At 42.9% G+C, this 22,159-nt stretch carries 18 protein-coding genes; 4 read left to right on the top strand and 14 right to left on the bottom strand.

Annotated elements, in window-relative coordinates:
* Window positions 1-2 precede the first annotated feature (2 nt).
* Genes MHN79_RS04380 through MHN79_RS04395 form a run of 4 tightly spaced genes read right to left on the bottom strand, consistent with a single transcriptional unit; the run spans window position 3 to window position 2,835 of the window.
* Window positions 3-728 (bottom strand): DUF2063 domain-containing protein, encoded by a 726-nt coding sequence (locus MHN79_RS04380; RefSeq protein WP_239171875.1) that lies wholly within the window; start codon window positions 726-728, stop codon window positions 3-5.
* On the bottom strand, window positions 721-1,587 hold the full coding sequence (locus tag MHN79_RS04385) for a DUF692 domain-containing protein (protein ID WP_239171876.1): 867 nt from the start codon (window positions 1,585-1,587) through the stop codon (window positions 721-723). The genes MHN79_RS04380 and MHN79_RS04385 overlap by 8 nt, the downstream gene beginning before the upstream one ends.
* A complete protein-coding gene (locus MHN79_RS04390; protein ID WP_239171877.1) occupies window positions 1,575-1,889 on the bottom strand; it encodes a hypothetical protein in 315 nt (104 codons plus the stop codon). The genes MHN79_RS04385 and MHN79_RS04390 overlap by 13 nt, the downstream gene beginning before the upstream one ends.
* Window positions 1,879-2,835 (bottom strand): MBL fold metallo-hydrolase, encoded by a 957-nt coding sequence (locus MHN79_RS04395; protein ID WP_239171878.1) that lies wholly within the window; start codon window positions 2,833-2,835, stop codon window positions 1,879-1,881. Before MHN79_RS04395 ends, MHN79_RS04390 begins: the two co-directional genes overlap by 11 nt.
* A gap of 1,202 nt (window positions 2,836-4,037) precedes the next feature.
* Between MHN79_RS04395 and MHN79_RS04400 the strand changes: the two genes are divergently transcribed.
* From MHN79_RS04400 to MHN79_RS04415, 4 genes are all read left to right on the top strand, one after another.
* Window positions 4,038-4,673: a hypothetical protein gene (locus tag MHN79_RS04400; RefSeq protein WP_239171879.1), complete on the top strand. Its 636-nt coding sequence runs from the start codon at window positions 4,038-4,040 to the stop codon at window positions 4,671-4,673.
* Between the two features lie 62 nt (window positions 4,674-4,735).
* Window positions 4,736-5,323, top strand: a complete 588-nt coding sequence (locus MHN79_RS04405; RefSeq protein WP_114785145.1) for a type-2Aa cytolytic delta-endotoxin — start codon at window positions 4,736-4,738, stop codon at window positions 5,321-5,323.
* A gap of 31 nt (window positions 5,324-5,354) precedes the next feature.
* Window positions 5,355-5,972 (top strand): hypothetical protein, encoded by a 618-nt coding sequence (locus MHN79_RS04410; RefSeq protein ID WP_239171880.1) that lies wholly within the window; start codon window positions 5,355-5,357, stop codon window positions 5,970-5,972.
* A 20-nt stretch (window positions 5,973-5,992) separates the two neighbouring features.
* Window positions 5,993-6,676, top strand: a complete 684-nt coding sequence (locus MHN79_RS04415; protein WP_239171881.1) for a hypothetical protein — start codon at window positions 5,993-5,995, stop codon at window positions 6,674-6,676.
* A gap of 112 nt (window positions 6,677-6,788) precedes the next feature.
* Here MHN79_RS04415 and carB read toward each other — a convergent pair whose 3' ends face one another.
* The 10 genes from carB to murC form a co-directional block, all read right to left on the bottom strand.
* Complete coding sequence (gene carB / locus MHN79_RS04420; protein WP_239171882.1) at window positions 6,789-10,019, bottom strand: carbamoyl-phosphate synthase large subunit; 3,231 nt, start codon at window positions 10,017-10,019, stop codon at window positions 6,789-6,791.
* 16 nt (window positions 10,020-10,035) lie between these two features.
* Complete coding sequence (carA, locus tag MHN79_RS04425; RefSeq protein ID WP_239171883.1) at window positions 10,036-11,175, bottom strand: glutamine-hydrolyzing carbamoyl-phosphate synthase small subunit; 1,140 nt, start codon at window positions 11,173-11,175, stop codon at window positions 10,036-10,038.
* A 483-nt stretch (window positions 11,176-11,658) separates the two neighbouring features.
* Window positions 11,659-12,468, bottom strand: a complete 810-nt coding sequence (gene dapB, locus MHN79_RS04430) for a 4-hydroxy-tetrahydrodipicolinate reductase (RefSeq protein ID WP_239171884.1) — start codon at window positions 12,466-12,468, stop codon at window positions 11,659-11,661.
* 143 nt (window positions 12,469-12,611) lie between these two features.
* A complete protein-coding gene (gene mutT, locus MHN79_RS04435) occupies window positions 12,612-13,010 on the bottom strand; it encodes an 8-oxo-dGTP diphosphatase MutT (protein ID WP_239171885.1) in 399 nt (132 codons plus the stop codon).
* Between the two features lie 63 nt (window positions 13,011-13,073).
* A complete protein-coding gene (secA, locus tag MHN79_RS04440; protein ID WP_239171886.1) occupies window positions 13,074-15,803 on the bottom strand; it encodes a preprotein translocase subunit SecA in 2,730 nt (909 codons plus the stop codon).
* A 337-nt stretch (window positions 15,804-16,140) separates the two neighbouring features.
* Window positions 16,141-17,058, bottom strand: a complete 918-nt coding sequence (gene lpxC, locus MHN79_RS04445) for a UDP-3-O-acyl-N-acetylglucosamine deacetylase (RefSeq protein ID WP_239171887.1) — start codon at window positions 17,056-17,058, stop codon at window positions 16,141-16,143.
* A gap of 150 nt (window positions 17,059-17,208) precedes the next feature.
* On the bottom strand, window positions 17,209-18,444 hold the full coding sequence (gene ftsZ, locus MHN79_RS04450) for a cell division protein FtsZ (protein ID WP_239171888.1): 1,236 nt from the start codon (window positions 18,442-18,444) through the stop codon (window positions 17,209-17,211).
* A gap of 29 nt (window positions 18,445-18,473) precedes the next feature.
* A complete protein-coding gene (ftsA, locus tag MHN79_RS04455) occupies window positions 18,474-19,736 on the bottom strand; it encodes a cell division protein FtsA (RefSeq protein ID WP_114785125.1) in 1,263 nt (420 codons plus the stop codon).
* Window positions 19,720-20,529 carry a cell division protein FtsQ/DivIB gene (locus tag MHN79_RS04460; protein WP_239171889.1) on the bottom strand — a complete coding sequence of 270 codons (810 nt, stop codon included), beginning with the start codon at window positions 20,527-20,529 and terminating at the stop codon, window positions 19,720-19,722. The genes ftsA and MHN79_RS04460 overlap by 17 nt, the downstream gene beginning before the upstream one ends.
* Window positions 20,530-20,689: 160 nt before the next feature.
* Window positions 20,690-22,153, bottom strand: coding sequence for a UDP-N-acetylmuramate--L-alanine ligase (gene murC / locus MHN79_RS04465; RefSeq protein WP_160929413.1), 1,464 nt, complete (start codon window positions 22,151-22,153; stop codon window positions 20,690-20,692).
* Window positions 22,154-22,159: the final 6 nt, after the last annotated feature.

A 22,159-nucleotide genomic window follows, 5' to 3' on the forward strand; every position in this document is an offset into this window, starting at 1 on the left:
AATTATTCTCCTGAAAATTGGACCTTAATAAGTCCTAATTCACTAAAATTTTGCACCCACTCCATCGCGTTAAATCTGATATTGCTGTGATTAACCCTTTGCTGTAATTGAGCTGATGTTAAATCAGGTTTATTTATCAGCATTTGAATCAGAGCGATATCTATATCTCTTAACCTTTGAGAAACAACATGCTGCTCTTGGTTGCGAAATACGCCGTAAAACACACTATGACGGTCCGTGGTTAAAAATGTCACTGAGTCTTGATGAAGTAAGAAAGGGACTTGAGTGAGCCTCAAAGTTGGATTGACTTGTAAGCTGTCGCTTTCTGTTACTTCCTTTCGAGAAAGCTCAGAAAAATTGTCGCTTACAGCGTCGATCTCGACACAAAAAGTAACCCATTCATATTCAAGTAAGGCTAAATGTTGCAATGACACAGTTCCCGAACTGGCACCTTCATCTTTCTGCAAAAACTGTACAAATTCGCTTGCTATTTGGTGAAATTCAGCCTCAAAGGCAGCATGTTTAGCCACAAAGCCATCAATCATTTGCTCAAGTTGTAGATGCGAAAACTGCGCTGAAAAAAGTGGGAAGGTGTTAGTCACCACACCAAAAACATTATCGCGAATGAATTCGCTGTATCGACAGCCATCGCTTTGCTCGTTTGGCAAACGTATCATTGCCGATAAACGCTCGGTTTGAGCCAACATTTGGCTAGGAGGATTAAGCATTAACTCCCCCCTTACAAAGCCCTTCGAGCGTTTGACCAAATTCCTGTATTTCGCCATGAATACTGCGCAATTCTTCAGCGAGTACCAGTAGGGATGGCATATTTTGATCCCGCTCTAGAAGCAAAGGTTTACTACCGTGAACACCATAGGTGTAGCGAGCTAAATCCAATACTTGATCAGGAACTGACGCTCCATGTGTATCGAGCAAAAAACCATCTTTTTCTTTAAGATGACCAGCAATATGACAATAACGTATCGCCTCACTTGGTAAGCTATTAAGCATGTTGTAAGGGCAATAACCATGATTGTGACTGTTTACAAACACATTGTTGATATCCAGCAACAGCTCGCAGCCACTTTTATCGCAGATCTCAGCGATAAACTCTCCCTCGGGCATTTCATCGCCATAACTGTGGTAATAAGAGATATTTTCCAGCGCAATTGGCCGCTGAACTAAATCTTGGACCCGCTGAATACGTTCAACTAAATAAGCAATATTCTCTTTTTGTCTTGGTATCGGTAGTAACTCATACAAATAGCCTTGACTGTCTCTCGAAAAGCTCAAATGCTCGCTGTATATCTCGATATTAAACTCATCGAGGAAATTCACGACATCTCTTATAAAAGGTTCATTTAAAGGCTGGCAATCACCAATAGATAAGCTGAGCCCATGAGCAACCAAAGGGTATTTTTGCGCAATATCTTGCAACTGTTCGCGCTTCAAACCGCCGATATTCATCCAGTTCTCTGGCGCTAATTCAAGAAAATCAATATCAGGATGTTCAGGTAGCTTGCACAGCAAATCAATATGTTCACTGCGCAGCCCTAGTCCTTTTGACGTATTGGTTATTGTCCGCATACGCCACCTGTGATTTTGCTTTGAGTTAACTTGATGGTTTCATAAGAAGGATCAATCCCCTCTCCCGTCACACCACATTTACCATCACGGGCTCGTACTAAGCGGCCTTGTGGGTTACTTGTTAATTCTTGCTTTTCAAAGCGTTTTTCGGTGCCACATTTACCCGCTGCACATTTCCCGCCATGCTCTGATTTAGATTGGGCTTCAACCGGAGCTTCCGGCGAAGTATCGGCAAAGACCATACCTGAGTTGAGAGTAATAACCGATGTTATAGCAATAGAGAGAACGAGTTTATTGTTCATTGGATAACTCCTTAGCTGCGCTCATGGGATAACTAGATAAATCGTGCCCCGCAATCACCTGACCTTTGTAATACTGTTTCACTACCTTGATCGATTCAGGTTTGAGCTTAAGACCCAGTCCCATCCAATGATTGAGGACCAAAAGTTTGGGGTTAACTTGTGCGGCGATTTTGCCAACGATTGAGGGCTTAGCATGCAAAAATGACGACACTTCATCGGCTTGTTCGTGAATCGCTAAAGGCATCAAAAGAATATCAGCCCCTTTAGCAAACTCGACAAAATCCGGATTGCTGCCATTTTGATCCGCAGAAATTACCATTACCCCTTCTTCGCTTTCAATACGATAGGCTAAGCAAGGAACATCACCATGGGGAATGCCGAGCGCATAGATAGTCAGCCCATCTTGCTGGTAAACTTTGGTTCCTTGTGAAAATTTGTAGGGTACGTCTGTGATAGTGACGGGAAATAAGCCATCACTACCATCAAACAAACCATTGAGATAGGCGTAAGCACCTTTATCACCATCAAACAATGCTTTCATATAACCAGTCATACTAGGAAAAGCAGAACCGGCTTCAGGCCCAGCAATATCTAAAGGATCTTGGCGATCAAAAAAGTAACCACCTTTAAGCAGTGCTGGCACATCAGCAACGTGATCGGTGTGAAAATGAGTTAGACCGAGAAAATCGAGATCCTCAAGCTTACCGCCAGCTTGACCAAACCTTAGGTAAACTCCGCCACCAGCATCTATCATCACTTGTGACTTTCCCTTCCACCAGATAAGTTCACCGGAAGAAGCGCGAAGATCGTCGGAAATAGGTCCACCAGATCCAAGCAGTTGAAGAGTAAAATTTTTATCGAGCGGTTCGAGAGAAAGAGCGTAACTATTCACTGAACCAAGAGATAACCCCATCGCCAGTATCAAGGCTTTTAAAGGCTTTTTCATATCAGATACCTATGAGTGACATTTATTATTTCTCTTCTTTGGGTGAGCAGCCAAAGAAGCAACAAGGGCAGGAAAAACGAGCTGTTTTTGATGTCCGTCAAAGTACTCAACTAAGATATCTAATAAATGAAGTTAAGAATATCTAGATATTCTTAATTATCGTTTAGATAAACTGAACAAAATGAAATATATTGAGTGACCAGCATCTAGATACAAAACTGATTGCATCGAGTGGCGCCAAAGCTTTCGCTGCTTCTTCTAGCAGGTGGGAATAAATCACTATTATCCAAAATATGAGTAGTCAAGTAGCGGGCATATACCCGCTCATTTAGATAATGGATTGGTTTACCAGACATTTGATGATGCTTTTACTAGAATCAGTTGTATTTTTAAATAATCCATTATTAAAAAGAGCGTTATTAATTTAACGCTTCTTTATAAACAATAGACTTATAGTTGGTTTTATTGCTTTTCCTATTGACAACATAAAACAAATAATAATAATCAAAACTAAAAATAAAACCTATAAAAACAATGTCTTTTAAAATTTTTCTCGTCTCGATAGCCAACCTTTTTACTACAATAGTTATGCCTTTAGGAATGACCTTGACAATTTTCTTTATGTGTCAGTATATAGGTATTGGCGATCCCTATTTTTGGACGATCGATTGTATTGTTACAGCTATATTCTACATATTGTCTGGTGTAATAAGCTGTTACCTGTTGGAAAAATTTACAGTTAACCATAACTTTCTCTATTTATTCTGCCTAATCAATATATTTTCAACCTATATTTTATATGTATCTACTGATAGCTTTACGGCTCATTTTAATGAACCTGATATCTATATCTATTTCCCATTTATTTCGCTTGCCCCACTCTATGCCTTAGGTGTTTATCTGCAAAATAAAAAACCGAACTTAAAATAGACCTTTTATTAACAACATGGTTATTTGTTAATCGTCTTAGATAAATGAATACTATCAATCAAACCCTCTAAATCCGCAGTACAGGTCACTATTGATTCAACAATCGTAAAATTAATACTAATCAATAATTTAAAAAACATATTCGCATAACAAGCCATTTACTGTGTGAATGGTGTCGCAATTATGAAACACCAAACCTGCATATGAGAAGATCTGCATATAGACCTTGGGATGAACTTTACTCCCAACCAATACAGCATGGAGATCAGATTATGACTTTTGATAGCGTTGTCGTTCTAGACAGTAACGATGTAATCAAAAAGGCAGGTGAAAGCAAGCTTAACTTCAATACTCTGTTTCAAGTTCCAGCAGAGAATGTTCATCAGGCAATTGAAATGGCACAAGTTTTTCAAGACGCTATCAATGGTGACACGCTAGAGTTTAACTTTGACCAAGCACTACAGCTTGTCAAAGAGCACAAAGAAATGGCGGTCACTGGCACAATAAACCAGTCAATCGTAAAGCAAGATAATCAAGTGTCGGCCATGGTCGATGATGTCATGAACCTACTTGATACTGTTGTGGGTGTTTACCTAGACAAAGAAACGCCAACCTATGAAAAATTCAAAAATACGATTGAGCAAGGCTTTACGAACCTCAATGAGCAAAAAGAAAGTTCTTGGATTTTCTGGAGTAAGGAAAGCGAGCACAAGACCACCTACACCTACAACATCTTATTCGCTGTGGCCAATAAAGAAACAGGCTCGGTTATGGCAGCCGCTCCAATCGGCTTAACCATCACTGTTGATGTCGACAAAGAGAAAGTACTTTGGATTACAACCAAAGATAAGCACAACTACTCTGTGAACGTTAAGTCAATCACTGTCGTTGAAGCGCTACAGGCATAAAAGCCTCGGAGGTGGCCATTTGCCACCTCCTAATTCGCAATATAATCAACTAAGGAAAGGTCATGGAATCGGTAACCATAGCACCGGATATTAAAACTGATATTTTTAGCCCCATCTTAAACATCAATCTCGAACATCTAGACCAAGCGGTAAATATGTTAAGTGCCTTTGACAATCTTCACACCGCAACACAAGGTATAGATTTTGACCAAGCTCTTACTATTGCTAAAAGCCATAAAACCATGGCAGTTGTTGGCACAAAGACGGTTGCCGAAACAGCCCAAACAATGCAAGCATGGGTCGCGATAGATCAATTACAAAATTTGATCGGTATGGTTCAAGGAGCGGTGACTGAAAACTGGGCTGCATTTGGTATGGCTGCGCGAGCTTTTTTAGATCTCAATGCTCAGAAAAATGGTGGTTACTTTGTGATATTTGGTCAAAGTGAAAAAGAAGTGTCCTACCAATACAACATGTTTAACATTGTGCAAAATCAGTCGACAGGTGCCACTATGGTTGGCCAACTTACATCCGTCGACATTCACTTAAAGTCCTCTGATAGTAACGTATTGTCTTTGGTGGCAGGTTCAAAAGTCACACAAACCATGAACTTTAAAAGTATGGTCATAGCCGAAGCATTAGAACGCTGATATAAACCTTACATCTTCTAAGAGGTTACTTATGAATATTGAAATCGTGCCCTGTAAACAAAAAGAGTTACCTTATCAGGTATTTTTAGAAGTAGAGGATGAGCGATATCTGACTCAAGCATATGAGCTATCCAAACTCTTTACTGACTGTTCAAATGAAAACCGCATTATTGACTTTGAACTGGCCAAAGCACAAATCAAAGCAGAGCCTGGATTGGCAATAATTGCAACATTAAACGTAGAACTAAACAAACAATATCAAGCCCTATCTATGCTTACTTCAGACATAGCAGGCCAACTGACTGCACAAGATTCATTCGGTATTTTCGATAAGCAGAGACTCCAAACCATAGTAGCCCATGCATTTTGCGATCTAGATAAACAAAAGGATCAATCTTGGTTTGGCTATTCAGAAACTGAAACAAATCAGGGTAATCATGCCCACTATCAGTACAATTTCCTCGTTATTTCTCAAAGCGATCGCACAGGCCCTCTTATGGCTGTCAGCCTACTTTCAATAGAAGTTGAGATAGAAAATAACAGTCACAGCATTTTTAGTCAGCCAGATAAACCGGACGCGCTGACGATAGACAGTGATAAGATTGACATCAAACTGAAAGGACTGCAGGCAGTCAGGCAACTTAGCTAATTTGATAGAGGTAAGCCAATATGCACATCACTAGAGATGTCAAGGTTACTCCAGTAAATAGCCCCGTTGTACTGGGTGACTCAATTTTAAAAAACGATGCTTTAGCTCCAAATTCAAGGGTTTTGGCAACAGACGATCAACAAGATCTGAAATTCAAAACGCTGTTTTCTTTGGAGCCTCAATACATCAGCCAAGCAATAGCGGCAACACGCGTATTTCAACAAGCGCTCAATTCATCATTAGAGTTGAATATTGCTAAAGCTGAACAATTAGCGCAAGAGAATAACATTCACATCGAAAGGACTATCCAACCTGTAATATCGAGTGATTCTCCTCAAGGCGCAATTTCAAAGCTTGAAGCACAGCTTGATGAAGTGGTCGGCGGCACCTTTCCAGCTAATCTAAAAGCGAAAATTATGGATATCGTGTCTGATGGTTTTGTAAACCTTTATCGACACGAAAGCAGCGCTTGGATATTTTGGTCCAGCGAGTCTGCCAATAAGTCCTCTTACTATTACACTATGCTGCTCGCGATTCAGGAAGATGATGTACTGGTTTTCGTGCCGCTTGGGTTTTATATACAAGCAAGTATCAGTAAAGAGAGGGTGTTATTCATTACCGTATCATCCAGTACTCACTACTCCGTAGCACTTAACGGACTAAAGGGCACACAGCCTCTGGGCTATTCTCCCAACCAATCATGAATAAAAACTTCATGAGCTCGGCATGACTTATTAGATAAACAGTTTATCCAACAAAAAAGCCTGCTTGAATAAGCAGGCTTTATAGTCTCTATACAGAGTAAACCTTATCTACTTAAGCTTGGCTTTTCGCTACTTTTGCATGTAACTCTTGTACTGAAGTCACCGAGGCACAGGCATCAGCCGTATGTGACATACAAGTGGCAAATGCCGCATTGAGAGTTGTCGTGTAGTTGACTTTTTCTGCTAGGGCACCGCGGCGCAATACTTTAGAGTCTTCAATCGATTGACGGCCTGCCGTCGTATTCACGATATAGGTATACTCGTTGTTCTTTATGCGGTCTAGGATGTGTGGACGACCTTCGTGTACCTTGTTAACAAGACGAGGATTGATTCCCGCTTCACCTAGGATGATCGCTGTACCGTGTGTTGCGTCTAGCTGGTAACCAAGTTTGGTTAGCTTAGAGGCGAGATCAACAACACGTTGCTTGTCACCTTCGCGAACAGACAATAGTGCGCGGCCGCCTTCTGGGTAAACATTGCCACAACCTAGTTCCGCTTTCGCGTAAGCTTCTGCAAAAGTTGTACCTACACCCATAACTTCACCGGTAGATCGCATTTCTGGGCCTAACAGTGGATCAACACCAGGGAACTTGTTGAAGGGTAGTACGACTTCTTTCACTGAGTAATAAGGTGGGATGATCTCTTTGGTAAAGCCTTGTGACTCAAGAGATTGACCTGCCATTACGCGTGCAGCAATTTTAGCCAGTGGCGCACCTGTTGCTTTAGAAACAAAGGGGACAGTACGTGCAGCACGAGGGTTTACTTCGATTAAGTAAACTTCGTTGTCTTTCACCGCAAACTGGGTATTCATCAGACCACGTACACCTAGCTCAAATGCAAGTTTCTCAACTTGCTCGCGCATCTTATCTTGGATTTCTTGACTTAGCGTGTAAGCAGGAAGTGAACATGCAGAGTCACCCGAGTGAACACCCGCTTGCTCGATGTGCTCCATGATACCACCGATCACCACTCGCTCACCGTCACAGATAGCATCGATATCCACTTCAGTTGCATCATCTAGGAAACGATCAAGAAGTACTGGCGACTCGTTTGATACACTTACTGCTTCGTTGAAGTAGCGACGCAGGTCTTGCTCATCGTATACGATTTCCATCGCACGACCACCAAGAACATATGATGGACGTACAACCAGTGGGAAGCCAATCTCTTTTGACTTATCAACCGCTTGCTCGATAGTCGTTACTGTCGCGTTCTCAGGCTGTAGAAGCCCAAGACGGTCAACAGCTGCTTGGAAACGCTCACGGTCTTCTGCGCGGTCAATCGCATCTGGGCTAGTACCAATAATAGGAACACCTGCCGCTTCTAGCGCACGAGCCAGTTTCAGTGGTGTTTGACCACCGTATTGAACAATCACACCTTTTGGCTTTTCAACACGTACGATAGAAAGTACATCTTCTAAAGTTACAGGTTCGAAGTAAAGACGGTCTGAAGTGTCGTAGTCGGTAGAAACCGTCTCAGGGTTACAGTTAACCATGATGGTTTCGTAACCATCTTCACGCAGTGCAAGTGAAGCATGTACACAACAGTAATCAAATTCGATTCCTTGACCAATACGGTTTGGACCGCCGCCCAAAACCATGATCTTGTCTTTATCTGTAGGCTGCGCTTCACACTCTTCATCGTAGGATGAGTACATGTAAGCCGTGTCCGATGAGAACTCAGCCGCACAAGTATCGACACGCTTATAGACAGGGTGAATGTCATATTGGTCACGTAGACGACGGATTTCATTCTCAGACACACCAAGGATTGAAGACAGGCGAGCATCAGAGAAGCCTTTACGCTTCATCTTGCGCAATACATCTTGAGTCAAACCTGCAAAACCACCCGCTTTCACTTGGTTTTCTAAGTTAACAAGCTCTTCGATTTGAACTAGGAACCAACGATCGATTGCCGTTAGGTTGAATACACCATCGACTGACATGCCAGCACGGAACGCATCTGCAATGTACCAAATACGCTCAGCACCTGCTTCTTTTAGCTCATGACGAATTTTCGTTAAAGCGTCTGGCGCATCGAGATCAACCATTTCATCAAAGCCGTTTGCACCAACTTCTAAGCCACGTAATGCTTTTTGCAACGATTCTTGCTGATTACGACCAATCGCCATAACCTCACCTACTGACTTCATCTGAGTCGTAAGGCGATCATTCGCACCAGCAAATTTTTCAAAGTTAAAGCGCGGGATCTTAGTCACAACGTAGTCGATGGTCGGTTCAAATGATGCTGGCGTTGCACCACCTGTTATATCATTTTGTAGCTCATCAAGAGTGAAACCAACTGCTAGCTTGGCTGCGATTTTAGCAATAGGGAAACCGGTTGCTTTTGATGCTAGAGCTGATGAACGTGACACACGAGGGTTCATCTCAATGATAACCATGCGGCCATCTTTCGGGTTAATACCAAACTGAACGTTTGAACCGCCCGTTTCAACACCAATTTCACGCAGTACCGCAAGCGAGGCGTTACGCATCAGTTGGTATTCTTTATCCGTCAATGTTTGTGCTGGAGCAACAGTGATCGAGTCACCAGTGTGAATACCCATAGGATCGAAGTTTTCAATCGAACAAACGATAATACAGTTGTCCGCTTTATCGCGAACCACTTCCATTTCGTACTCTTTCCAGCCAATTAAAGACTCATCGATAAGCAATTCATTAGTCGGAGAAAGGTCTAAACCGCGGCGACAAATTTCTTCAAATTCTTCTTTATTGTAAGCAATACCACCACCAGTACCGCCCATAGTGAATGAAGGGCGAATAATACATGGGAAACCGACCATATCAAGAACGCGATAAGCTTCTTCCATAGTCTTAGCAGTATCAGCACGCGGACATTCAAGGCCGATAGACTTCATCGCTTTATCAAAACGAGAACGATCTTCCGCCTTATCAATCGCATCGGCAGTTGCGCCTATCATCTCAACACCGAACTCTTCAAGCACGCCATGCTTTTCTAAATCAAGTGCACAGTTAAGAGCAGTTTGCCCTCCCATTGTAGGAAGTACTGCATCAGGACGTTCTTTTTCGATGATCTTACGTACAACTTCCCATTGTATAGGTTCAATGTAGGTGGCATCTGCCATCTCAGGGTCAGTCATAATCGTCGCAGGGTTAGAGTTAACAAGAATAACTCGATATCCCTCTTCGCGAAGCGCTTTACACGCTTGAGCACCAGAGTAGTCAAACTCACATGCTTGACCGATAACAATCGGGCCAGCACCCAGAATTAGAATACTTTTTAGGTCAGTACGTTTTGGCATTCTCTACTACTCCAAATTAAGCGCTGTGCTGTTTAATAAGTTCAATGAAGTGATCAAATAGCGGCGCAGCGTCGTGAGGACCTGGGCTCGCTTCTGGGTGACCTTGGAAACTAAATGCTGGTTTATCGGTGCGATGAATGCCCTGAAGAGAACCATCAAATAAGGATACGTGGGTAGCACGCAAATTCTCTGGCAAACTATCTTCATCAGCTGCAAACCCATGGTTTTGTGAAGTAATCATAACCACATTTCGGTCAAGATCCTTCACTGGATGGTTTGCGCCATGATGACCAAATTTCATCTTCACCGTCTTTGCACCCGATGCAAGCGCCAAGATTTGGTGCCCTAAACAGATACCAAAGATGGGTAAACCTTTATCTAGGAATGCTTTTGTTGCTTCAATCGCATAAGTACATGGTTCAGGATCACCAGGGCCATTTGAGAGGAATACACCATCAGGATTAAGTCCCATCACTTCTTCTGCTGTTGTCTCAGCTGGCACAACTGTTAAGCGGCAACCTCTGTCAACGAGCATACGCAAGATGTTTCGCTTTGCTCCAAAGTCATAGGCAACAACGTGATATGGGAGCTCACTACTGTCTTGCGCATCTGGAAGACCACCCTCGAGCGTCCACGAACCTTGTTGCCATTGATACGCTTCTTTCGTTGTAACTTCTTTCGCAAGGTCCATACCTTTTAAGCCAGGGAATTCTTTTGCTTTGGCCAAGGCTAAAGCTTCGTCTAGATTGCTGCCTGCAACAATACAACCGTTTTGCGCACCTTTTTCACGCAGAATACGAGTCAACTTACGCGTATCGATATCAGCGATACCTACGATATTTTGTGACTTAAGGTAATCAGAAAGGGTTTGTTCATTACGGAAGTTAGAAGCGATAAGGGGAAGGTCGCGAATCACAAGGCCTTGTGCATGGATAGAAGAGGATTCTTCATCTTCGGAGTTGGTTCCGGTATTGCCTATATGTGGGTAAGTGAGAGTGACGATTTGTTGAGAATAGGAAGGATCAGTGAGGATTTCTTGGTACCCCGTCATCGAGGTATTAAAAACGACTTCACCAACGGATGAACCATCTGCTCCAATGGAAACTCCGTGGAACACTGTCCCATCTTCTAGGACTAACAGTGCTGATTTACTCAAGACAACCTCCAGAATAAAAATGCATAAATTATAAATTAAACTGCAAATCTGCCTTCCTTTACACCTTGAATAAGTGATTTCAGGTTATTTAGACAAATTGGCAGCATTCTAATGACGAAGATTAAATGTGTCAACAGGAGCATAAAAATTAATTCAGACTTTAGGGCGGTTAATGCAAATAAGCGCTTGTAGCAGCTAAAATACTAGGTTTACTCCCGTAATTTTAGCCATTGGATACAAAACGTATAAATTTACTTGGTAAGACAGTAGAAGAGTATGCCATCAAAAGACAACAGCACTACGCAAACGTTAAACCACCAGATTAAAGACTATTTTTAAACACTTCAGATAAAAAAAACAGCCTTACACCCATAAGACAAAGAAAAGATCGTGATAACTAACAAAGTGACTAAAGTTTTGTAAACAGTGAAAGCAGAGGAAAGGATTAAAAACGCCGAGCAAGCTCGGCGCATAATTATTTAATTACAGTTCATTTAAGCCAAGCACATCTGTCATGCTATAAAAACCCGCAGGTTTCTCTTTTAACCATACCGCAGCTTTAACCGCACCATTAGCAAAGGTCATACGATCGGTAGCTTTATGGGTTATTTCTACCCGTTCGCCAATATCAGCAAACATAGCGGTATGCTCGCCGACAATATCGCCAGCTCGAATTGTGGCAAAACCGATCTCATCTTTGGTTCGTTCACCAGTAATCCCTTCACGCGCATAAACAGCAACATCACTCAGCTTGTTACCCATAGCACCAGCAATGGCTTCACCCATGCTAAGCGCAGTTCCAGAAGGGGCATCGACTTTATAGCGGTGATGAGCTTCAACCACTTCGATATCGCAGTAATCACCCATTACCTTCGCTGCTTTTTCAAGTAGCTTGAAAACAAGGTTTACACCAACAGAGTAATTTGATGCCATAACAATAGGCATTTTTGTTGCCATTTCTTCGATTTGTTGGCGCTCTGCCTCTGTAAAGCCTGTCGTGCCAATGACAATACTTTTACCATGCTTCTGACAGAGTTCGAGGTTTGCTAAGGTACTTGCTGGCGCAGTAAAGTCTATGATGACGTCAAACTGGTCGATCTGTTTACTCAAATCATCCGTCAATACAACATCAAACTTACCCTCTCCACAAAGCTCACCAATATCAACGCCAACCAAAGAAGATTCAGGCCTTTCTGAGCCTGTACCGACTTGGGCAAGTGGGTTCTGGTGAGTCGCTTTGACTAGGTTACGCCCCATGCGTCCAGCTGCTCCCGCAATTGCAATACGTACCATGCACTTCTCCATTATTCACGTTTTGTATGCTACCGAGTTAAAACTACCAATATTAAAGACGACTGGCTATACATTCGATAGTGAAATTTTCCTACTTGGCTGAAAAGCACTATCTTCTCTAGCCTGACTGATGACTCTTATAGCTAACTGTATTCATCCACCACTCTGTCAAGGATTGTTCTATTGGCTTCAGGAAATTCATAGTCCCTTAGCTGAGGGATCGGTACCCACTTACCTTGCTGCCCTTCTCTGCCAAAAGGTTGGTTTTCAAAATCTGTAACAAGAATAAAGTCAAACTTCAATGATTTATCTGTGTAGTCGTATTCTAAATGCTCGAACAAGCTATGTTGTGTCACTTGAATACCAACTTCTTCATCTAACTCGCGTTTAATAGCTTGTGCTACGGTTTCTTTATCTTCAACTTTTCCTCCCGGAAACTCCCAGAAGCCCCCCTTATGCTTGTCTTCTGGGCGCTTAGTGATAAATACTTCACTTTTTTCAGCATTTAAAATGATAGCCGCGACAATATGGATACGTTTCACAATCAGTTTCCTCAAAAAAAGAGCCGCTAATGCGACTCTTGATGTTTTAAAATCTATCTATTTTTAGCCACTCAGCTGGCCATGGCACTGTTTGTACTTTTTGCCACTACCACAAGGACAAGGCTCATTACGTCCTACCTTGCGCTCTTCACGGACCATAGGCTGATTAGAATGGTCTTCTTGGCTTTCATCAGCTAGCTGGTTACCAGCTGAAGCATGCTGTGCTTGAGCTCGTCTCGCCGCTTCTTCTGCTTGTGCTAGGCGCTGAGCTTCCATGCGCTCCACTTCTTCTTGTTGCTGAACACGAACTTTAGACAAAATGGTAATCACATCTGATTTTAGTGCATCCAACAAACCTTCAAACAACTCGAACGACTCACGCTTATATTCCTGTTTCGGGTTTTTCTGCGCATAACCACGCAGATGAATTCCCTGACGCAAGTGGTCCATCGCAGCCAAGTGCTCTTTCCAGAGCGTATCAAGAGTCTGTAGCATGACTGATTTTTCAAAGTTACGCAGCACCTGCTCACCAACTACGGCCTCTTTCTCTTTGTAGACTGCAATCGAAGTTTCCAAGATTTTCTCACGCAGGGCTTCCTCATAGAGCTTGTCGTCATCTTCAAGCCACTGTTTGACTGGTGCATCAAGATCAAAATCGTTTTTCAGACGCTCTTGTAGCCCTTCGACATCCCACATATCTTCTAAAGACTGAGGTGGAATATATTCGTCAATGACAGCAGTTATAACATCCGCTCGGTTTTGATCAATCATGTCACTGATGTCTTCCACATTCATCAGTTCATCGCGCAACTCATAAACAACTTTACGCTGATCATTAGCCACATCGTCGTATTCTAGAAGCTGCTTACGGATATCGAAGTTTCGACCCTCAACTTTACGTTGGGCCTTCTCAATTGACCGAGATAACATTTTAGACTCAATCGCTTCCCCTTCTTCCATACCACTTTGAATAAGGCTCGCCATACGATCGGAAGTAAAGATACGCAGCAGTGAGTCTTCCATAGAAAGGTAGAAACGTGACGAACCAGCATCACCTTGACGGCCAGAACGACCACGCAGCTGATTATCAATACGGCGAGACTCATGTCGCTCCGTACCAATAATATGCAGGCCACCAGCCTCTAACACTTTATCGTGCACTTCTTTCCAATCTGCTTTGATCACCTCAATCTGTTCTTGAGTTGGGCTATCCAAAGCATCAATTTTCGCCTGCCAACTGCCACCAAGCACGATATCTGTACCACGGCCAGCCATGTTAGTCGCAATGGTAACGGCTCCCGGTGTACCTGCTTCTGCAACAATTTCAGCTTCTCGCTCATGGAACTTAGCATTCAAAACATTGTGTTTGATCTTGGCTTTTTTCAGTGCATTGGATAAAAGCTCTGACTTTTCTATCGATACAGTGCCCACCAAAGAAGGCTGGCCTTTTTCCACTCGCTGCTTGATATCTTCAATAATGGCGGCAAACTTTTCTGCCTCAGTACGGTACACCACATCTGGCATATCGTTACGAACCATAGGCTTATTCGTTGGGATAACGACAGTTTCTAACCCATAGATAGACTGAAATTCAAACGCTTCAGTGTCTGCCGTACCTGTCATACCAGACAGCTTTTCGTATAGACGGAAGTAATTCTGGAAAGTAATCGATGCTAGTGTCTGGTTTTCATTTTGAATTTTAACGCCTTCTTTTGCTTCCACAGCTTGGTGCAGGCCTTCAGACCAGCGGCGCCCGGGCATAGTACGGCCAGTGTGTTCGTCAACAATTACGACTTCGCCATCTTCGTTAACTATATAGTCGACGTTCTTCTCAAACAAAACATGCGCTCGTAAGGCAGCATTGACATGATGTAGCAAACTAATATTGGTCGGCGAGTAGAGCGTATCACCTTCCTCCATTAAACCATTTTTGATCATCAACTCTTCAACATACTCTTGACCAGTTTCGGTCAAATGTACTTGTTTAGATTTTTCGTCGACAGTGTAATGGCCATCACCGCGATATTCTTCAGAGTCTTCCTGATCCTGTTTCTCAAGGTGAGGAATTAAGGTATTGATACGGGTATATAATTCCGAGCTATCTTCAGCAGGGCCGGAAATGATCAAAGGAGTTCGGGCTTCATCGATCAGGATGGAATCCACTTCATCGACCACAGCGAAGAAGCGCTCGCGCTGAACTCTGTCTTCTGAGCGAAATGCCATATTGTCACGCAAGTAATCGAAACCAAATTCGTTGTTAGTTCCGTAAAGAATATCTGCTAGATAGGCTTGCTTTTTCTCTTGAGGAGGCATGTTAGGTATATTGACACCAACCGTCATACCCAAAAACTCAAACAAAGGACGGTTTGTTTCAGCATCACGCTTAGCAAGATAGTCGTTGACCGTCACGACGTGAACACCTTTCCCAGCTAAAGCATTTAAATAGGCTGGCAGTGTCGCCGTCAGTGTTTTACCTTCACCTGTACGCATTTCTGCAATTTGGCCTGCGTTAAGCACCATACCGCCGATAAGCTGCACATCAAAATGACGCATGCCGAATACGCGTTTAGACGCTTCACGCACAGTTGCAAATGCCTCAGGAAGAAGGCCATCTAAGGTTTCACCTTGTTCAAGACGCTGGCGGAATTCAACAGTTTTTGCTTTTAGCTCTTCATCAGAAAGTGCTTCAAAGCCCGGTTCATAGTTATTTATTTCTTTTACAATTTTTCTAAGGCGACGTAACGTGCGGTCGTTGCGACTACCAATTACCTTTGTCAGTAGCTTAGTTATCATTTGCTATGCATCTCTCTTTACTTAGATCGGGCCCGATCTACATTCTATGCCTTCAGTCTCTAACAGTTCTAAACTAAGAATACTGAGATAAATCACGTTATTCAGATATTGAGATGAGAACACGGGATTTCAAGGCGTAAGTGGCGCTTAGTTTAAGGAATTTTACCGCCAAGGACCAATAACAAGGTGATTTGTTTGAAGCATTCTTTATTTTCAGTGATTATATGACGGATGTTTGGCCGCTTTAAGAGCCAACTTACTTCAATAAGGCAGTATTTTGCCGCTACTATAGACAAAAAAACCAGGCAGATTGCCTGGTTTTTAAATACAAGAATTTTTACGCAGTCAATGCGTTAACGCTTGCAAAAGCAACAGGGGATGTTGCTTCTTCTTCAAACGTTACCCATTCCCAAGCTTCTTGATCAGCAAGCACTGAGCGCAGCAGTTGGTTATTCAATCCATGACCAGATTTGAATGCACGGAATTCACCAATAATTGGGTGTCCACACATGTATAAATCACCGATAGCATCAAGCACCTTGTGAGTAACAAACTCATTGTCAAAACGCAGGCCTTCTTCGTTTAGAATGCGATACTCATCCAGCACGATTGCACAATCAAAACTACCACCAAGACACAAATTCTGTGACTGCAAGTATTCTATATCACGCATGAAGCCAAAGGTTCGGGCCCTAGATATGTCTTTGACAAAACCTTGCGATGAAAAATCAAACAGAAGGTGCTGCTCATCAGATTCTATTGCTGGATGATTGAATTCAATCTCGAAGTCCATACGAAAACCGTTATAAGGTACGAACTCAGCCCACTTATCACCATCTTCAAAACGCACTGGTTTTTTAATACGAATAAAACGCTTTGCTACGTTTTGCTCTTCAATGCCCGCTTGTTGAAGCAAAAATACAAATGGACTTGCACTGCCATCCATAATCGGAATTTCAGGAGCGTCGACCTCAACAATAATGTTATCGATCCCCATCCCCGCAAGCGCTGCATTTAAGTGTTCAACTGTTGAAATGCGCACACCTTCATCATTGACTAATGCTGTACAAAGCATAGTGTCGCGAACAGATTGAGCATCAACAGGGAAATCAACAGGTGGATTCACATCCGTTCGACGATAAATAACGCCAGTGTTTGCAGCCGCTGGGCGAAGAGTTAATGTGACTTTACGACCGGAGTGTAAGCCCACACCAGTTGTTTTCACTATTTCTTTCAGAGTACGTTGTCTGATCATCTGCTTGCCTCAGTACAAATTGCTACAAAACCCGGTTGATAAGCAATATCAACCGCGAATCGTACCATAATTTTGAACAGTGTCAAATTATGTTTAGTTCATAATTTTGAACACTGTCAAATTATAATTTTGAACAGTGTCAAATTACGTTTAGTCAGCCTGACGACGAAGGAATGCTGGAATGTCCAGATATCCGGTGTCCTTGTCGGCTTTGGGTGCAGCACTTTGTTGGCCAGCACCTGTGCTTGAAGGAGCAGAACTTGTCGGCTGAGGAGTTACCTGAGGTTTCTCCTGCAAACTTGATGCCGTTTTTTCTTCTACTTTATTTACAGCAGGCTGTTGAGCTGGCGTAACTGGTTGAGCTTGTTGCTGAGCAACGGGAGACACTTTTGCCTTCCCTCCCGCTACCAAAGTGATATCAGGTTTTTTTTCTGTACCTATACCAGTAGCAACAACAGTGACACGAATTTCATCGGCCATATCAGGATCTAACGAAGTACCAATAACAACTGTAGCATTATCTGACGCAAATGCCTTAACCGTGTTACCAACCGTTTCAAACTCATCCAGACGCATATCAAGACCAGCTGTAATATTCACTAGAACACCACGAGCACCAGCGAGATCTATATCTTCTAAAAGCGGGCTTGAGATTGCCATCTCAGCAGCTTCCTCAGCACGATCTTCACCTTTAGCCACGCCACTTCCCATCATTGCATGACCCATTTCCGACATCACAGTGCGTACATCCGCAAAGTCGACGTTTATCATGCCCGGACGAGTAATAAGCTCTGCGATACCTTGTACTGCATTCTTAAGTACGTCATTCGCACTGGCAAAAGCTTCTAGTAAAGTAATACCACGCCCTAACACTTTCAGCAGTTTCTCATTTGGAATCGTTATCAAGCTATCGACTTGCTTCGATAATTCTTCAATTCCTTGTTCTGCAAAAGCTAAACGCTTCTTACCTTCGAAGCTAAATGGCTTAGTCACAACAGCTACTGTCAAAATTCCCAGCTCTTTTGCAACTTCTGCAATAACTGGGGCAGCACCTGTTCCTGTTCCACCGCCCATACCAGCTGCGATAAATACCATATCGGCACCATCGAGCTCTTCTTTAATTCTATCGCGATCTTCGAGAGCTGCATCACGCCCAACCTGAGGGTTTGCACCCGCTCCAAGACCTTTTGTAATATCACCACCAATTTGGATAACGCTATTCACGCTTGTTTTACGAAGCGCCTGCGCATCGGTATTAATGCTAATGAATTCCACGCCTTCGATGGACTCACGTACCATGTGCTCAACGGCATTACCGCCGCCGCCACCAACTCCAACGACCTTAATGACAGCGTCATCAGACATTTCCATCATCGGTTCAAACATGTGTTATCTCCGTTTATCCTGCACTCAGGTTAAAATTCTTTTTGTATCCAATTACGCAAACGACCAAATAATGTCGTTACAGACTGGCGCTTCGGCTCAGTATACTCTGTATCATCATTAATTTGACTATCTCTTGCATAATGAAGTAAACCCACTGCCGTTGAATGATACGGCTCTTTTACATAATCTGTTAAGCCACTCACTTGGAGAGGCTTTCCAACTCTTACTTGATTGCGGAATACACGTTCAGCACATTCAACTAATCCCTCAATCTGCGCAGCTCCACCCGTCAAAACTACGCCTGCTGCAAGATGATGTTTTATCCCATCTTCTCGCAGTTTTTCCTGAATCGTATCTATTGTTTGATTGACCAAACCCATCAATTCAGTATAACGAGGCTCCACGACCTCAGACAAAGTCTGTCTCTGTAAACTACGTGAAGGTCTTCCTCCAACACTAGGAACATTGACGGTATCATCTTTACTTACCAGTTCACTGAGGGCGCAACCATACTTTACTTTTATCTCTTCAGCATCGCTGACTGGTGTGCCAAATGCAAAGGCAATGTCACTCGTAACCGCATTGCCAGCATAAGAAAATACCTCAGTATGCCTCAGTGCTCCGCCAGTCCATATAGAAACATCCATGGTGCCAGCGCCAATATCAACAACACACACGCCGAGTTCACGTTCATCTTCGGTTATAACTGCTGTACTCGCTGCTAAACCGGAATAGACTAAGTGTTCAACTCTTAATCCACAGCGCTCCACAGCTTTGATGATATTCCTTGCCATGTCATTATGACATGAGATCAAATGAACGCTGACTTCCATTCTTACTCCTGATAACCCTAGCGGATTTTTTATCCCCTCTTGATAATCAATAGTAAATTCTTGAGGAATTACATGAAGAATGCGCTGTTCGTCACCTATTTTGATAGATTTGGCAGTATGAATCGCTCGATCCATATCTTCTTGAGAAACCTCTTCATCAGAAATGGTTCCCATGCCCTTTTCTATCCGGCTAGCAATATGTCGACCCGATATCGAGATAAACACATTACTAATTTGACATTCAGCCATGAGCTCGGCTTGGTCAACAGCACGTTGGACAGACTTGACAACAGACTCAAGGTCATTGACCCCGCCTTTATCCATTCCACGAGACGGGCTACTGCCTGCCCCAATGATATTTATCTGACCATCAGGCAATACTTCTCCAACCAGAGCTGATACGGTTGCAGTACCTATATCAAGACCAACAATAATGTTGTCATCAGCGGTCTTTGTCATCTGAGCTCTCTTGTTCTATCTCTTGTCCGGGGAACCAACCTACGGAAGCTCCCGTATCATACCTGAGGTCAATATAGCTGACTCTCTGTGAATCGCTACCTAAGTTTCTGTATAATGAAAGGAATCTTTCAACCCTCTCATGCAAATATTCTTTACCTAGCTCAAGCCTAATACCATTATCCAGAATTATCTGCCAAGCTCGGCGATCGTTGAGCAATAAAGACGAAATATTGAGGTTTAAAGCCGCAAATTTGGGACTTACTTCTCGCCACACTTCTAATACTTCTTTACTACTATCCAGAGGGCCATATAGCCTGACACGATCACCAGTTAATTTATCAATATCACCATTGAAAACATTACCCTGCCGATTAAGAAGCTCAGTCCCATTCCATATAGCCACTGCAGCATATTCGGTTAAGAACACTTTAATCGTATCTGGCCACTGCTTTCTTATTGAAGCATGCGCAACCCACGGAATATCTTCCACCGTTTCTTGCAAAACTTTGACATCTTGTGACATAAAAGTCCCCACATGCGGCAAAGTTGCAAAGGAGCGTTGCACGTCTCGGGGTGATACGTACTTAAGGTTCCCTTCCAATATAATATTCGACAAAGGCAGACGCTTTTCATCCCACATCCAAGATACCGTAGAGTATAGAATCGAGCTAATCGACAGCACCACGAATAATAAAAACAACCCACCGAGGCTATGTTTTTTTACTAGTGGATACTTGGTTAAATGACGTTTTTGTGTGCTCGTACTCTCAACCAAGGCAATTGCCTCCGTCATTCAATCCTAACCCTATCAATTACCTGTGTGTCATAAGAAGGTAAAGTACTGACTTTAACCTTCGAATTATACTGGCGTCATCTAAAGTATCAAACACAGAAATTGAGAAATAACACTTTAATTCTATCATTTGTCTCAAATAATAGAATTTTCATTTTTTTCAATCGCCAGCGGTCATTTTGTCTAAGTTTAATTCAAGTGTCGCAAGCTGCTTCGCCACTTTGCCAATATCACCAGCTCCTTGAGTTAACACTAAGTCACCATCTTGCAAAACATTCGCTAAAACTGAAGGTAAGGCACTGATATCAGGAATAAAAATAGGGTCTAACTTTCCTCGACTGCGAATGGTACGGCACAATGAACGGCCATCGGCACCCGATATAAGCTTTTCACCTGCGGAGTAGACATCCAACATAATCAGCACATCAACTTGTTCAAGAACATTAGCAAAATCATCGTATAAGTCTCGTGTTCGGCTGTAACGATGAGGCTGGAAAACCATGACCAAACGCTTATCCTGCCACCCATTACGAGCAGCTTGGATAGTGACATCAACTTCCGTAGGATGATGACCATAATCATCAACTAGCATAACGAGGCCGTTACCCGTTTCAAATTCACCTAAATGTTCAAATCGCCGGCCAGTACCTTGGGTTGAGGCCATTGCGCGCAAAATAGCATCATCCTGAATGTCGTCTTCAGTGGCCACAGCTATTGCGGCCGCCGCATTAAGAGCGTTATGTCGACCAGGAATATTTAGGGTGATCTCCAAATCTGCACGACCATTTCGAACTACTGTGAATTTGCCTTGCTGACCATGCTGATGGTAATTTTCAATACGAACATCGGCTTGTTCGTCGAAGCCATAAGTAATGACTTGTCTGCTAATTCTCGGGATGAGTTCAGCTACAACAGGATCATCGATACAAACAATTGCCTGTCCATAAAAAGGCAAATTGTGTAAAAAATCGATAAAAGTCTGCTTAAGCGTTTCAAAGTCACCACCATAAGTGTCCATATGATCTGACTCAATATTGGTGACGATACTCACCATAGGCTGTAAGTGCAGAAATGAAGCATCACTTTCATCTGCTTCTGCAATTAATATACGACTTGAGCCCAAGCGCGCATTAGTACCTGCACTTTTAACCAAACCACCATTAACAAAGGTTGGGTCCAAACCAGCCTCAGAATATATCTGAGTCACTAAAGCTGTTGTTGTCGTTTTACCATGCGTGCCTGCCACTGCAATACCATGACGAAAACGCATCAACTCTGCAAGCATTTCAGCTCGGCGCACGACCGGAATTCGAGCTGCTCTAGCGGCTTTAATTTCAGGATTATCCTCGCTGACAGCCGTCGATACAACCACAACACTAGCCTTTTGAACATTAGACTCATTGTGACCAATAAAGATTCTTGCTCCTTTCTGAGCTAAACGCTCGGTCACTTGATTATTCGCAAGGTCCGAACCAGATATCTGATACCCCTCGTTGAGCAATACCTCTGCGATACCACTCATTCCAGCACCACCTATACCAATAAAGTGAATACACTTTACACGCCGCATCTCTGGCACCATGGAGCGAATTTGGGCTAAATTTTGAGTATGTAAAATAGTCATGGAATT

The organism is Vibrio sp. Of14-4, assembly GCF_022347625.1.
GTDB classification, from domain to species: Bacteria; Pseudomonadota; Gammaproteobacteria; order Enterobacterales; family Vibrionaceae; genus Vibrio; species Vibrio pristinus.